Below are 14,609 nucleotides of genomic sequence, written 5' to 3' on the forward strand. Positions count from 1 at the left end.
GCCCCGCCCACGCCCCAAAAGAACGACCGCCAACCGCCTGGTCAGCCGCCGGCTATGGAGACACGGACCGGGATGTGCACCGTGCTCGCAGACCCGCGCGGTCACCGAACTCCTCGAAACCTCTGAAGTGATCCAGCGGAGATCGGGCTTCGAGCGGGCTTCGGGCGATCGGAACATGCGAACGAACATGAACGAACATACGAACGGCCGTCCCATGACTCGGGACGGCCGTTCAACGTATGGATGGTTTCCTACTGGCGACCTAGCGCCCGGTAGGTCCAGCCGGAAGCGCGCCAGTACGTGGGGTCCAGCGCGTTGCGCCCGTCCACGATCCGCTTCTGGGCCACGACCTCGCCCATCTCGTCGGGGTTGGCCTCCTTGAACTCCGCCCACTCGGTGAGCAGCAGGACCACGTCCGCGTCGCGTGCGGCGTCCAGCATGGACTCGGCGTAGTTCAGCTCTGGCAACGCCTCACGGGCGCGCTCCAAGGCCTGCGGGTCGTACACGGTCACGTGTGCGCCCAGGGAGGCGATGGTCGAGGCCACGTCCAGCGCGGGCGAGTCGCGGATGTCGTCCGAGTTCGGCTTGAAGGCCGCGCCCAGCACCGCCACGGTGCGCCCGGCGAAGTTCCCGCCGATCAGCTGGCGGGCGATGTCGATGGTGCGTGCCCGACGGCGCTGGTTGATCGCGTCCACCTCGCGCAGGAACGACAGCGCGGGCTCGACGCCCAGCTCGTCGGCGCGGGCCATGAAGGCGCGGATGTCCTTGGGCAGGCAGCCACCACCGAAACCCAGACCGGGGCCGAGGAACTTGCCGCCGATGCGGTCGTCGTAGGACAGCGCCTCGGCGAGCTGGATGACGTCGGCGCCCGCCACCTCGGATACCTCGGCCATCGCGTTGATGAAGGAGATCTTCGTGGCGAGGAAGGCGTTGGCCGAGACCTTGACCAGTTCGGCGGTCTGAAGGTCGGTGACCAGGAACGGAGTGCCGTCGTCCACCTGCTGCTGCCACAGGGAGCGGACGGCCTTCTCGACCCGGGGGGAGTCGGTGCCGATCACGATGCGGTTGGGGCGCAGGGTGTCCTCCACCCCGAAGCCCTCGCGGAGGAACTCCGGGCTCCACCCGAGCTCGGCCTCCTCGCCCACCGGGGCCAGCGCGGCGAGGCGGGCGGCCAGGGTGGCGGCGGTGCCCACCGGGACGGTGGAACGGCCCACGACCACGGTCGGTCGGGTCAGGTACGGGGCGAGATTGTCCACCGCCGAGTTCACGTAGCGCAGGTCGGCGGCGCCGGACTCGTCGCGCTGCGGGGTGCCCACACAGATCAGGTGCAGGTCCGCGAACTCGGCGGACTCCGCGAAGCTCGTGGTGAAGCGCAGCCGACCGGTCTTCAGGTTGGCCTTCAGCAGCTCATCGAGACCGGGCTCGTAGAAGGGGACCTTGCCGGAACGGAGCATGTCGACCTTGGCTTCGTCGACGTCCAGGCCCAGGACCTCGAAGCCCATCTCTGCCAGACAGGCGGCCGTCGTGGCGCCGAGGTAGCCGGTCCCGATGACGCAGACCCGCATACGTTCCGCTTCGACCACTGGGTGTTCCTTCCTTGCTTCCGCTCGCGCCTGGTACTGGTTGTTCCCGCTCGCGGCGGTCGACATCCCTCACGGGGGCGGATAACGGACATGGTTCGGCCGACGATGGTGCCGGGGCGGCATCACCCTACGCGCAGGGCCATGGCGTCCGACCCAACTGCACGTGAACAGTCAGGCGGACAGATTACCGGTGAGTGGTGAGACGTCGGTACGAGGGGAGCGATGAGGGGACGTTCCGCCCCCTGAAGTGGGACGTTCGGATCAACGGCCACGGTCGTCGTCCAATGGGGTCCACACCGCGCCGCTCTCACCGCGGCGGAACGGTGTCGTGGTCTTCGCGGGATCCTCGTACCTGTGCACGGGGGAGGTGGGCGGAGGAACGTCGGGCACGGTGTCGCCGACCGGGCCCCCGTCGTTCCATGGCTCTTCCACGGCCTGGCCCGGCTCGGGCCCGACCTCGTCGACCGGCGACGAGCGATACCGGTCGCGGCCGGCGCTCGCCACCACCCGACCACCGGGGACGGGCCCCAGGTCCTCGGCCGCGCGCCAGCGGGTGGGCAGGACCGCCGAACCCAGGAGCAGCACGCCCAAGGGCAGGGCGACACCGAGTCCGGCCCCGCTCGGGTACAGGAACGTCTCCTCGTTGAGCCAGGAGAGCGCGGAGGCCAGAGTCTCGGGGGAGACGATCGGCCACAGGCACAGGGCGGTCAGGAGCGCCCCGGAAGCACCGGCCACCAGGGGGGAGCGGCGTGAGGCGACCAGATAGGCGCCCACGGCACCCACCAGGCACAGGACCACCACGGACAACACCGAAGTGACGGCCACCTCACCCTGAGCGATACGGGGGAACAGGTCGGCCGACCACGCGATCCCCACCCAGATGACGGGGGCCAAGGCGATTCCGGCGAGCAGTCCGACCAGGTGGCGGAGCAAGAGCTTCCCCTTCCCCGAGGGACTTTCGCGGTCCCTCTCCTCGCAAGGCTACGTGCAGATGTTCTCTTCGGCGGTAGTGGTGGCGGGCCCCTTCTCCGGAGCCGGTTCCTGCGATTCCTCTTCCGTCACCGCGCCCTCCACCGGCGTGGGCGGTTCGAACGTGGTGTGGTTGAAACCGATCACGACCTGTAGGTCGCCCTCCAGGGTCTGGTCCTCGACCGTCTCCGAACCCGGCAGCATCTCCGCCATGTACGCGGCGAGCTCCTCGTCCTTCGGGCCGTACCGGACCTCTGTCGTCGGCACGCTTCGGTCGCTCCAGTTCTCGGCCTGGTCGGTGACGTCGAACCCGGCCTCGGCGAACTGGTTGTCCATCTGGGCGCCCAGGCCCGGGGTGGCGGTGCCGTTGAACACGCGGACCCGGACGTCGCCGGGGGTGGGTTCGGAGCCCTCCTCGGCCTGCTCCTCGGCTTCGGGTTCGCTCAACGGGCGGTCGGCGTTGATGTCGGCGAACATCTCCCGCGCAGCGGGCTCGTCCCACAGCACGGCGACGTCACCGCGCGGTGTCCAGTGGTCCATGTCCGAGATCGGCACCTGCGCGAAGGTCACGTTGCTCAGGTCCATTTCGCGCATCTGGTACGCCAGGTCGTTGATGGCGCTGGTGTCCATCCCCTCGTCCACGGTCACCGAGGACAGGGAGCTGTCCAGGAACGCGGTGAGCTTGCCCGGGTCGGAGAGGGTCTGGCTGCTCAACGCCTTGTCGAACATGGCCGACAGCACCTGCTGTTGACGGTCGATCCGGTCCAGGTCGCCTCGGGCCGTGGCGCGGGTCCGGGCGAACGCCAAGGCGTCGGTCCCACCCACCTGGTGGGTGCCCGCCTCCATGTTCAGCCGCGCCTTGGGGTCGTCGATGGCCTCGGGCAGGCACACCTCGATGCCGTCCAAGGCGTCCACCACGTCCACGAATCCGTTGAAGTCCACCTCGACGTAGTGGTCGATGCGCACTCCCGTGGTCGACTCCACGGTCTGGACCGCGAGCTGGGGGCCACCGAAGGCGTAGGCGGCGTTGACCTTGTCCTCGCCCTCGCCGGGGATGTCCACCCACAGGTCGCGAGGGATGCCGACCACGGTGAGGTGGTCGCGTTCGTGGTTGAGACGCACCAGCATGATCGTGTCGGACCGCTGCCCGGGGACGGAACCGACGCTGAGCGCGTTCTGGTCCTCTGAACTCATCTCGTCGCGGCTGTCGGAACCGATGACGAGGAAGGTCAGACCACCGGTTTCCTCGGGTCGGTCGCCGTCGGCCATCCCGCTGAACACGTCGAAGCGGTTCAGCGAACCCGACATCCACCCGGTGATCGCCCACGAGGTGCCGGAGGCCAGCAGGACCAGCACCGAGAGAACACTCATCACGAGCAGACCGTTGCGGCGGCGTCGGACCGTCGCGCTGGGCACGGTGATCCGCCCGGAACGCGTCGAACGGTCGGGTGGCACAGGAGAGGACCGCTCACGTCGGAACTCGCCCGTTGATCCGTGCCGTCCGGCGTCGTCCTCGCTCATCGGCATCCCCGTCCCACCCGTTCAACGGTGTCCTCGCCACACCTAGGTTGTCACCCGATCGGCCGAAGGGGGCCGGATGTCGGCCCCCGGCGTGTTGCTCCCCTATGTTTCGAGACCGGAACGGGCCGATCGGTTCTGTCATTTCGTGTGAATCATGTCGGGCATCAAGGCGTGACGGTGGAGACGGGCCGTCCGGTCGGCGGCCCCGGTGCAGTACCGTTGACGGCGCGTACACCCTCTCTCCGTGCGCGTTTCCGACACGTCTTGACCCAGGGAAGTGCCCGTGTCCTGGCCGCCTGTCTCCGTCGTCATGCCCGTCCTGAACGAAGAACGTCACCTCGCCGCCGCGGTGGAACACGTCCTCGCCCAGGAGTACCCGGGCGAGCTCGAGGTCGTCCTGGGGGTCGGCCCCTCCGAGGACCGCACCCGTGAGGTCGCCGACGACCTCGCCGCAGCGGACCCCCGCGTCAAGGTGGTGGACAACCCCACCGGCAAGACCCCGGCCGGTCTCAACGCCGCCATCGGCGCCTCCACGCACGACATCGTCGCGCGCATCGATGGCCACGCGATGATGCCCTCGGACTACCTCCGGGTGGCCGTGGAGACCCTCGATGAGACCGGCGCGGACAACGTCGGCGGCATCATGGCCGCCGAGGGCACCACCCCCTGGGAGAAGGCCGTGGCCGCCGCCATGACCTCCAAGGTCGGGGTCGGCAACGCCCGTTTCCACACCGGTGGTGAGGGCGGCCCCGCCGATACCGTCTACCTCGGTGTGTTCCGCCGGTCCGCGCTGGAGCGCGTCGGCGGGTACGACGAGGCGTTCCTGCGGGCGCAGGATTGGGAGATGAACCACCGCATCCGCACGACCGGCGGCACCGTCTGGTTCCAGCCTCGGATGCAGGTCTCCTACCGTCCACGCCGCAACGTCAAGCTGCTCGCCAAGCAGTACTTCCACTACGGCCGGTGGCGGCGTGTGGTCGCCCGTCAGCACAAGGGCACCATCAACCTCCGTTACCTCGCGCCGCCGGTGGCCGTGGCCGGGATCGTCGTCGGACTCGTCGGCGGTTTCCTGTTCTGGCCGCTGTGGCTGGTTCCCGCCGCCTACCTGGTCTTGATCACCGCCGCGTCGGTGCCGCTCACCCGGGGGCGGCCGGCCTCGTCGTGGCCGCTCATCCCGCTCGCGCTCGCCACCATGCACATGTCGTGGGGCGTCGGGTTCATCACGAGCCCGTCGAATCTGGGCGCCGACTCGCGGACCGCCCAGGCCTCCCACTCCTGACCTCGGGGCGCCAAAAGCGGTCTCCCATTGGAGCTCCGGTTCTGCTAGCAAGAAGAGTAGGAGAACCGGAGAGGGAACCATGGACGAGTTGCGCGGAGAACAGGCCGTGTGGGTGTTCGACAGCGAGACTGTCCACATCCGCTTCGAGACCAAGGGCTGGTTCAAGAGCCCACTGTTCAAACTTTTGGGAACCCTCGACCTTCCGGTCGGGCTCGTCCGCGACGTCGACTTCCGTCCGGGTGCCGGGCGCAAGAAGGGCTGGGTCCTCAACCTGCGGATGCGTGACCGCATGGACCCCTACTCCGCCGTCGGCGCGATGCTCGACGAGAGGTTCCAACCCTTCCGGCTGACCGGACCGGCCAAGACCGAACTGGTCGCCGAGTACCTGGCCGACCAGCTCCGCTTCGCCGCCGGGCAGGCCCGTGAACCCGAGCCTCGTGCCGTGTTGTCCCTGGTCCCGCCCCAGCCCCTGCACGTGCTCACCTCCGAGGGGACCGCCCGCTTCGAGGACGACCGGCTCTCCCTGATGTGGTCGGGTGGCTACGCAGGTGGCTACAAGAAGAAGAAACAGCGCCGCGAGTTCGACCTGGCCGAGATCGACGGCATGGAGTGGGCGCCGGTCGATGACTGGGGCTGGGGCTTCGTCCGCGTGCTGGGTCGGGGGAGACCCACCGACGCCAAACCCAAGACCGACCTCAACGTGTTGCGGGCCGGGGGCGAGGGCAACGAGATCCACCAGGCCTTCCTGCTGGCCGCCACGGTCACCGCCCACCTGTGGGCGCACGAGGGCTCGACCCGTGCGGCCATCGGCGCCGGCGATGGCGACGACGTCGTGGAGCGGACCCCGCAGGTGGGCTTCCAAGACCCCGAATGGTGGAAGCGGACGGCCCTGAGAGCCGTGGACGCCCTGAACCTCCCCGGCGGGAAGGGAGGGGAGTCGTTGGACGGTGACTCCTCCGCCTCCTGCGTCGAGATCGTCGAGGAGGGCCAAGAGGCCCCGCCGAACCTCGGTGAGCCCGCGCCGCGGGCCGACACCTCGTGGATCTTCGAGCAGATCGAACGCCTCGGTGACCTGCACGCCAAGGGGCTGCTCACCGACGAGGAGTTCGGCACCAAGAAGGCCGAACTCCTCGACCGGATCTGAGCGTCAGGCGCGCGATTCCTTGAGGGCGGTCACCACGCCGGGCACGTCGTCCACCACGACCGCGTCCATGCCGGCCGCGGCGAAGCGCGCCGCGTCGACCGGGTCCGGGCACCAGGACATGATCTCCAACCCGGCGCGGTGCGCGGTCTCGACCGTGTACTCCAGTGGACGTCGCCCCGGCCTGGGCTCCTCGTCGCTCAACCCCAGGGCGCGGGCGTCCACCGCCACGATCGGGCACCCCAGCCCCACGGCACCGGGGATCGCCGAGTCCGCGGGGTTGCGCACGTACGGCATCCAGGCCGTCGGGACCCCGGGGGCCCCTTCCCGCACGGCCAGGAGCAGACCCGGGTCGAACGAACAGACGAACACTCGGCGACGCTCGGATTCGCGGCGCAGATGGGGCAGGAGCAACGACACGGTCCGCCGCGCCGGCGCGTCCACCGCGTCCTCCATCACCGTCTTGACGTCGACGTCAAGACCGATGTGGTCCGGGATCGCGGAGAGTCCTTCCTCAAGGCCCACCAGCCCGGCCTCTTCGCACTCCCGCTGGGTGAGATCGACGACGGCGCGACCATCGTCCAGGGCGGCGTTGTGGTAGAGCACCAGGGCGTCGTCGCGTGTACGGCGCACGTCGATCTCGATCCAGTCCGCACCGGTGCGGGCGGCCAGATCGAACGAGGCCACGGTGTTCTCCCGGGCTCCGTCCACCACGCCTCGGCCCGCGCCACGGTGCCCGATCACATCGGTGGCCTCGAAGACCCGGCTCACGGCGCCACCTCCGAGATCGGACGCCCCATCGGCGCGGAGTGCGCGCGCATCCGACGCGACAGAGTCTCGGCGAGCTCCACGTCACCCGGGTTCGTCACCTTGATGTTGCTCTCCTCGCCCGGCACGATCCTCACCTCTTCCTCGGGCAGGTACCGCAGCACCACTCCGCAGTCGTCGGTGGCCACCAGGCCCGGGTCCGCCATCGCCAGTTCGTAGGCGCGGCGTGCCACACCCAAGCGGAACCCCTGAGGCGTCTGCATCCGACGCAGGGCGGAACGGTCCGGGGTCTGTGCGATCACCTCTCCGCCGGACCGCCCCGGGACCACCCGCACCACGGTGTCGGCGCTGGGCACCGCCACCCCGACGGCACCCGCCTCGCCCAGAGCGGACACGCACGCCGCGATGGTCGCCGGACGGACCAGAGGACGGGCCGCGTCGTGCAGCAAGGCCAGGTCGTCGTCGGAGGCGGCCGACATCGCGGTCAACGCCGCGTAGGAGGTGTCCGTTCGAGTCGCCCCGCCCGGGAGTACCTTGGACACCTTCGCGAACCCGGCCTCGGCGACCAGGTCCTCGATCCGGCCCACGTACTCGTCCACCATCAACACGACGATCTCGTCCACGTCGGGGCTGGCCTCGAAGGCCGCGATCGAATGTTCGATGATGGGACGCCCCTCCAACGGCAGGAGCTGTTTGGGGGAGGGCGCGCCCATGCGCGCACCGACTCCACCTGCCAGAACCGCCGCGATCACCCGCGGACCTGCGGACATGCTTCCTCCGTGCCTACTCGGGCGCTCGTCGGGGACCGAACGAGGAACCCGGGGTGGGATGTCGATGCCAGACCCTAGCCGACGTCGAGGTCGAGAGGTCGGTTCCGGGGTGAACGGCACGTGGTTGACACGGTCTGTCCGATGCAGCGGTAACCTATGGACGCCTGTCGAGCGTGATCGGTCCCTCCCTCCCATCGATTCGGACGTGGAGCCGGGCGTGGCCCGTGTCATCCCCCGACCTTCCGGACAGCCCCCGTTCCGGTCCGGGTGCGGGTGGGGCCGTGTCGAAGGCCGGTGCGCACAGGTGAGTTCATAGACGCGACAGTCCGGCACATCCGAACCGGACGATCTCGAACCTTGGAGGTGGCGGTGGCGTCAAGGACGCTGGCCGTCTGGGAGCACCGGAAGGTCGTCGGCCTCCTGGTCCGGCGCGACCTGAAGGTCAAGTACCAGCAATCCGTGCTGGGATACGCCTGGACGATGTTGGAACCCCTCGCCCTGACGTTGGTGTACTTCTTCGTCTTCGGCCTCGTGCTCCAGGCGGAACGAGGTATGCCGGAGGACGCCCCGGGCGGTTACATCCTCTTCCTGGTCGCGGGCATCCTTCCCTGGACCACCTTCGGCGCCATCCTCAGCGAGGCGCCGCGGGCGATGATCACCCACTCGAAGCTGATCACCACCATGAAGGTGCCCCGGGAGATCTTCCCGATGGCCACGGTGGGGACCAAGTTCGTCGAGTACGTGCTCACCTGGCCGGTCCTGCTGATCTTCGTGTTCGCGCTCGGCGGACGCTTCACCTGGGAGGGCATGCTCTTCTGGCTGCCCCTGGCCATCGTGCTGACCTTCATGTTCGGGTTGGGCGTGACTCTGTTCCTGGCCTCGGTGAACGTGTTGCTCCGTGACGTGGAACGCCTGACACGTATTCTGACCCGGCTTCTGTTCTATGGATCGGCGATCCTTTTCCCGGCGAGCATGGTGCTCCAGGCCGACAGGGTCCCGGGCTGGGCGAAGACGCTCTACGAGCTCAACCCGTTGATGGGTATCTTCCAGATGCACCGAACGGTGTGGTTCTCCGGGTTCGAGGAACTAACGCCGAGTACCCTCGCGTTGACCTCTGCGGTGGTCGGTTCGATTCTGATGCTGATCATCGGATACTGGACGTTCCGCCGTCTGGAGATGTCCGTTCTGAAGGAGTTGTGATGGCGTCCACTTACGAGGCCGCGGTCGCCGACGGTCCGGTCATCGAGGCCAAGGGTCTCGGTGTGAAGTTCGCGGTGAACCGCCGGCGTAAGCGCAGCCTGCGTGAGATGTTCATCCACGGCAACAAGCGCGACCCCAACGCCGAGGGCAACGATTTCTGGCCGCTGCGGGACGTCTCCTTCGAGATCGCCAAGGGCGACTGCGTGGGCATCGTCGGCAAGAACGGCACCGGCAAGTCCACGCTGCTCAAGATGATCGCCGGGGTCCTCATCCCCGACGAGGGCAAGGTGAGCGTGCACGGCAAGGTGGCGCCGCTGCTGGAGCTGCGCGCCGGCTTCAACGACAACCTGACCGGCCGCGAGAACGTGTACCTGGTCGGTTCGCTGCACGGCATGACAGAGAAGCAGATCGACGAGCGCTTCGAGGAGATCGTCGACTTCGCCGAGGTCAAGCCGAAGTTCATCGACACCCCGGTCCGCCACTACTCCAGCGGTATGAAGGTGCGGCTGGGCTTCGCGCTCATCTCGCAACTGGAGCACCCGATCATGCTGGTCGACGAGGTGCTCGCGGTGGGCGACAAGGCCTTCAAACGCAAGTGCTACGAGGCCATCGACCGCATGCTCGCCAACGAGCGCACCATGGTCCTGGTCTCGCACAACGAGAAGGACCTGCGCCGCTTCTGCAACCGCGGTCTGTACATCAGGAACGGGGCCCTGGCCCTGGACACCGACATCGACTCCGCCTTGGCCGCCTACAACGAGGACACCAAGGTCGAGATCGAGGAGCGCAAGAAGAAGGACGCGGCGAAGAAGAAGCGCGCCGAGGCTGCGGCCAAGAAGGTCGAGGCCGAGGCGGGCCCGACCGAGACCGGTGCCACCGCGGTCGACGAACCCAAACCCGAGGCGGACAAGACCGACCCGGGTGCGGGTGGCGACGGCAAGGACGGCGGGCGAGCAGCCTGACCTGGACCTGAACGCGAATCCCCCACAGGAAAGAGCGCACCACGGATCGTTCCGGAGGTGCGCTCTTTCCTGTCCGGGCCTGTCCGAAACGCCGCTCTGCGACTCAAAGGGGCGTATCGGCGCCCTTGAGCGTGTCGGTGATGGATTGTACACAGAGCGTAGGCGACCGTGACTCTCAGCTGAAACCAGGGGAGCGCGGACATGGCCGAGGGAATCGTGGTGCGGGCGACCGCGCGGATGCTCGAACGCAGGTACGTCACCCGTTCGGGGGTGACCCGCGTCGGCGTCGTGGTCGCGGCCATCGCGGCGGTCTGGTTCAGCCGGGCCGACGTCACGGGGGCGATCGTCGGGTCGCTGTTCCTCGGGCTGGTCCTGTTCTGTGACACGGTCCGCTCGCGCATGCGGTCCCATCGCCGGGACGTCCTCACCCTGTGGACCATCTCCATGGCCGTGCAGTTCCGGGAGTACGTGGTCTACGTCGGTCTCGCCTTCGGTGCGGCCGCCGCCGGCCACTCCGGCGCCTGGGGATGGGCGGCCGGCGCGCTCATCGCCCTCGCCCTGCGTGACGCGCTTCTGGTGGCCCGCGCGGCGCCGCCCGCGAGGTGGGCGCCGCATCCGCTCGTTCTTCCCGGCCAGCGGCGTCCTGGGGGCCTCCAGGGGGCCTCGGTTCCCAGGCCGCGGGACGGTGAACGGCCGGAGGCGCCGGAGCCGGAGCGACCCGTGGACGCGGACCACGCGGCCCAGATCGCCCGAGCCGCCGGGACACCGGACATCGGGGACGGCGGAACCGACGTTCCCGCGTCGCCCTCCCTCGTCCTGTTGACCCGCCGGGTCATGGCCTTCGAACAGCCCACGCGCTTCCTGGTCATCGCCGTCGCGGCCACGACCTGGGACGCCCGGATCGCCTTCATCGGCCTCATCGTCGGCTGTGTCGTCGCGATCACCGGTGAACTCGTCGACCCGAGCTCCGAGGTGCGCCGGTGAACGGGGAGAGATCGATGGGGGACAGGCCGACGAACGGTCGCTCGGTGGTCGACCGTGATGCCCGAGGACGTGACCTTTTGAGGCCGATCGTTCTCGACCTGCGTTTTCTTCGTGATGACGGTCACATGGGCAGGCTTCTGGGCAGGTTGGCGCCGGGGATCGCACCACCGCTGTTCACGGCCATCGCCGGTGCCATCATCGTGGCGGTCCTACTCCTAGCGGACCAAGGGCGGCTGACAGGCATTACCCTGTGCGCACCGGTCGCGGCCCTGCTACTGTCCGGTTTGGCCGCCTGCCACCCCCATAATGGGCGGTTCGACCGGTTGGTGCCACCCATCCTGCGGGCCACCGAATACGGATACCTCGCAACGCTGGGGCTCGCGTCCGGCGTGCCCGGTCCCCTGGTGTTCGTAGTCTTGGTGACGGTCGCCTGTCACCACCGCGACGATGTCGCACGGCCCGCGGTCGGAGTGAACCGACCATCCGGGACGCGAGCCGCCGCGCTCGGGTGGGACGGCAGGATGCTGGTCATCGCGGCCGGGGGAGCGCTGTCCGCCCTCACACCCGCCTACGGCATACTCGCCGGATACCTGGTGGTCCTACAGGTTCGGGAGGCCGTGCGCACTTGGAGCGCCACTCCGGTGGCCGAAGCGCGTACCGGTTCCGCCGACACCCTCGGCGGAGAGGAGCAGTGGGGAGATCACCCGATCTCCCCCAACGGAGACGGGGGCCGAACGGCCACCGGAACGAACGGGGAGGCGTGAACGCCTCCTCGACCTAAGGAGGAACTCGCCCTCATGCTCGGAATGGTTCTCGCCGCAGGCGCGGGGCGTCGCCTGCGTCCTTACACCGACACCCTGCCCAAGGCCTTGGTGCCCGTCGATGGCGAGACGACCATCATGGACATCTCGCTGCGCAACCTGGCGGCCGCCGGTCTCACCGACGTCGTCATCGTCGTCGGTTACCGGGCCGAGGCAGTCGAGGAGCGTAAGGCCGCCCTGGAGGAGCGACACGGCGTCAAGCTCACCCTCAGCTACAACGACAAGGCCGAGGAGTGGAACAACGCCTACTCCCTGTGGACCGCACGTGAGTTCTTCTCCGAGGGCGTCCTCCTGGTCAACGGCGACACCGTGCACCCGGTGAGTGTCGAGGAAACGCTACTCGCCGCCCGGGGGCCGGAACTCCTCCTCGCGGTGGACAACGTGAAAAGCCTCGCTGAAGAAGAGATGAAGGTGACCCTCGACGACGAAGGCCACCTCCAGAACATCACCAAGCTGATGGACCCCGCCACCGCCGCGGGCGAGTACATCGGCGCCACCCTCATCGAGGGCTCGCTCGACTCCCGCCTGGCCGACGCCCTGAAGGCCACCTGGGAGCGCGACCCGCAGCTCTACTACGAGGACGGCTACCAGGAGCTGGTCCGCCGCGGCGAGAAGATCGCCGTCGCCCCCATCGGCAAGGTGGACTGGGTCGAGGTCGACGACCACGACGACCTGGCCAAGGCGAGGGAGATCGCGTGCCGCTACTAGCACGAATGCTTCCCTCCCCTTTGGCGATCGACGTGCGCCGGGGAGCCATCTCCTCACTAGGTACGGTGTTGGCCGACCGCCGCATCGCCACCGAGGGACGCATCGCCGTGGCGGTGGGGCCGGGTCAGGGCGCACAGATCGCCGCCGACCTGGACCTGCCTCAGTGCGAGGTCTTCCAAGTGGAGGAGGGGACCGTCGACGCGGCGACCGAGCTCGGCCAGAAGCTGCGCTCGGGCGCCTACGAGGCCGTGGCCGGTATCGGCGGCGGCAAGACCATCGACGTCACCAAGTTCGCCGCGACCATGGCGGGCATCCCGATGGTGGCCGTGGCCACCAACCTGGCGCATGACGGCATCGCCTCCCCGGTCAGCTCCCTGGAGCACGAGGGAGGCAAACCGTCCATCGGCGTGACCATGCCCATCGCGGTCGTCATCGACGTGGACTACGTCCAGGCGGCCCCCGGGCGCCTGGTCCGTTCCGGTGTCGGTGACGTGATCAGCAACATCTCCGCGATCGAGGACTGGGAACTCGCGGGCAGGGAGAACGACGAGCCGGTGGACGGCATGGCGGTCACCTTCGCCCGCGTGGCGGCGGAGGCGATCCTGCACCGGCCCGACTCCATCGACTCGGACGGGTTCCTCAAGGTCCTGGCCGAGGGTCTGGTGCTGTCCGGCATGGCCATGTCGGTCGCCGGTTCCAGTCGTCCGGCCAGTGGCGCCTGCCACGAGATCCTGCACGCGGTCACCCAGCTCTATCCGGGCAAGGGCAACCACGGGGAACTCGCCGGCCTGGGGACGCTCTTCGCCTCCTACCTGCGGGTCCGGCACCTGGACTGGCCGGCCGAGCGACTGGACGAGATCCGCTCCTGCCTGCTCCGCCACCAGCTGCCCATCGTGCCCTCCGACGTCGGTCTCACCGAGGCCGAGTTCTCGCGGGCCGTGGCACACGCTCCGGGCACCCGCCCGGGCAGATTCACGATCCTGGAACACCTGAACCTCTCCGAGGACGAGATCGGGCGGAGTGTCGCGGCCTATGTCGAAGCCGTCGGTCGCTGAGGTCCGCGCGGGCGGCCAGCCCGCGGGGATCAAGGAACGCGTGAACGAGGAGCACTGGGCGGGGCGTCTCTACATGAGGGACATCTCCCCGTACCTGACCACGTTCTTCGTGCGCCTACGCGTACCGCCGAACCCCATCACCTACCTGATGATGGTGTTCGGGGTGCTCGCGGGCGTGGTCGTCGCGTTCGGTGGTCTGTGGTCGGCCCTCCTCGCCGCCGTGATGGTGCAGATCTACCTGCTGTTGGACTGCTCCGACGGTGAGGTGGCCCGCTACACGGGTCGGACCAGCGTGGCCGGGATCTACCTGGACCGCATCGGTCACTACGTGTCCGAGGTCGCGTTGCTCGTCGGCCTGGGCATCCGTGCCCAGGGAGGGTTCGAGGCCGGGGGGTGGGTCATCCTGGGGATGACCGCCGCGCTCGGTGTCGTCCTGATCAAGGCCGAGACCGACAACGTGGTCGTGGCCCGCGCCAAGGCCGGTCTTCCGGAGAAGATCACCGAGGAGGCCATGCGGCCCAAGTCGTCCGGGTTGAGCCTGGCGCGACGCCTGGCCTCCGCGCTCAAGGTCCACCGCCTGATCCAGGCCGTGGAGCTGTCCTTGATCGTGGTGGTGGTGGCCGTGGTCGACCTCTTCCTCGGCGACCTGACGGCGACCAGGGTCCTGGTCGTGGCCTGCGCCGCGGTGGCGGTACTGATGAGCTTCGCGCACTTCGTGAGCGTGCTCGCCTCCCGACGCCTGGAGTGACGCGTCGATGAAGTCCTGACGCAAGCACGGGGCCGTGGACGCTACCCGGTCCACGGCTCCGTACACTTCGTCTTTATTCTATCGTTAGTCTGTTTCTGCG

At 68.5% G+C, this 14,609-nt stretch carries 13 protein-coding genes and 1 pseudogene; 9 read left to right on the forward strand and 5 right to left on the reverse strand.

Going from position 1 to position 14,609, the window contains the following annotated elements:
* Positions 1-251: 251 nt before the first annotated feature.
* The 3 genes from NLI01S_RS20235 to NLI01S_RS20245 all read right to left on the reverse strand — a co-directional run bounded on the left by NLI01S_RS20235 (position 252) and on the right by NLI01S_RS20245 (position 4,073).
* Positions 252-1,583, reverse strand: a complete 1,332-nt coding sequence (locus NLI01S_RS20235; protein ID WP_067606952.1) for a UDP-glucose dehydrogenase family protein — start codon at positions 1,581-1,583, stop codon at positions 252-254.
* Positions 1,584-1,844: 261 nt separating this feature from the next.
* Entirely contained in the window at positions 1,845-2,516 is a 672-nt protein-coding gene (locus tag NLI01S_RS20240) for a hypothetical protein (protein WP_067606954.1), read from the reverse strand.
* Positions 2,517-2,564: 48 nt separating this feature from the next.
* Positions 2,565-4,073: an LCP family protein gene (locus NLI01S_RS20245; RefSeq protein ID WP_067607009.1), complete on the reverse strand. Its 1,509-nt coding sequence runs from the start codon at positions 4,071-4,073 to the stop codon at positions 2,565-2,567.
* A gap of 283 nt (positions 4,074-4,356) precedes the next feature.
* Here NLI01S_RS20245 and NLI01S_RS20250 point away from each other — a divergent pair, with 283 nt between their 5' ends.
* Positions 4,357-5,352, forward strand: a complete 996-nt coding sequence (locus NLI01S_RS20250; protein WP_067606956.1) for a glycosyltransferase family 2 protein — start codon at positions 4,357-4,359, stop codon at positions 5,350-5,352.
* 79 nt (positions 5,353-5,431) lie between these two features.
* Positions 5,432-6,496, forward strand: a complete 1,065-nt coding sequence (locus NLI01S_RS20255) for a DUF4429 domain-containing protein (protein ID WP_067606958.1) — start codon at positions 5,432-5,434, stop codon at positions 6,494-6,496.
* Positions 6,497-6,499: 3 nt separating this feature from the next.
* On the opposite strand, the gene NLI01S_RS20260 is transcribed toward NLI01S_RS20255, so the two are convergent.
* Complete coding sequence (locus NLI01S_RS20260) at positions 6,500-7,264, reverse strand: glycerophosphodiester phosphodiesterase (protein WP_067606959.1); 765 nt, start codon at positions 7,262-7,264, stop codon at positions 6,500-6,502.
* Positions 7,261-8,031, reverse strand: a complete 771-nt coding sequence (locus tag NLI01S_RS20265) for an IspD/TarI family cytidylyltransferase (RefSeq protein ID WP_067606960.1) — start codon at positions 8,029-8,031, stop codon at positions 7,261-7,263. Before NLI01S_RS20265 ends, NLI01S_RS20260 begins: the two co-directional genes overlap by 4 nt.
* A 357-nt stretch (positions 8,032-8,388) precedes the next feature.
* Here NLI01S_RS20265 and NLI01S_RS20270 point away from each other — a divergent pair, with 357 nt between their 5' ends.
* The 7 genes and pseudogenes from NLI01S_RS20270 (at position 8,389) to NLI01S_RS20300 (ending at position 14,509) form a co-directional block, all read left to right on the forward strand.
* A complete protein-coding gene (locus NLI01S_RS20270) occupies positions 8,389-9,231 on the forward strand; it encodes an ABC transporter permease (protein ID WP_067606961.1) in 843 nt (280 codons plus the stop codon).
* Positions 9,232-9,428: 197 nt separating this feature from the next.
* Positions 9,429-10,193, forward strand: a pseudogene (locus tag NLI01S_RS20275) (ABC transporter ATP-binding protein); the annotation flags it as partial.
* Positions 10,194-10,394: 201 nt separating this feature from the next.
* A complete protein-coding gene (locus NLI01S_RS20280; RefSeq protein ID WP_067606968.1) occupies positions 10,395-11,177 on the forward strand; it encodes a hypothetical protein in 783 nt (260 codons plus the stop codon).
* A gap of 125 nt (positions 11,178-11,302) precedes the next feature.
* On the forward strand, positions 11,303-11,941 hold the full coding sequence (locus NLI01S_RS20285) for a DUF5941 domain-containing protein (RefSeq protein ID WP_371850624.1): 639 nt from the start codon (positions 11,303-11,305) through the stop codon (positions 11,939-11,941).
* 33 nt (positions 11,942-11,974) lie between these two features.
* Complete coding sequence (locus NLI01S_RS20290) at positions 11,975-12,706, forward strand: phosphocholine cytidylyltransferase family protein (RefSeq protein ID WP_067606970.1); 732 nt, start codon at positions 11,975-11,977, stop codon at positions 12,704-12,706.
* A 5-nt stretch (positions 12,707-12,711) separates the two neighbouring features.
* The gene (locus NLI01S_RS20295; RefSeq protein ID WP_067606973.1) at positions 12,712-13,761 is read left to right on the forward strand and encodes an iron-containing alcohol dehydrogenase family protein; all 1,050 of its coding nucleotides are present in this window, start codon (positions 12,712-12,714) and stop codon (positions 13,759-13,761) included.
* Complete coding sequence (locus NLI01S_RS20300; RefSeq protein ID WP_067606975.1) at positions 13,739-14,509, forward strand: CDP-alcohol phosphatidyltransferase family protein; 771 nt, start codon at positions 13,739-13,741, stop codon at positions 14,507-14,509. The genes NLI01S_RS20295 and NLI01S_RS20300 overlap by 23 nt, the downstream gene beginning before the upstream one ends.
* Positions 14,510-14,609 lie beyond the last annotated feature (100 nt).

Source organism: Nocardiopsis listeri NBRC 13360, assembly GCF_001570765.1.
Classification (GTDB): Bacteria; Actinomycetota; Actinomycetes; order Streptosporangiales; family Streptosporangiaceae; genus Nocardiopsis; species Nocardiopsis listeri.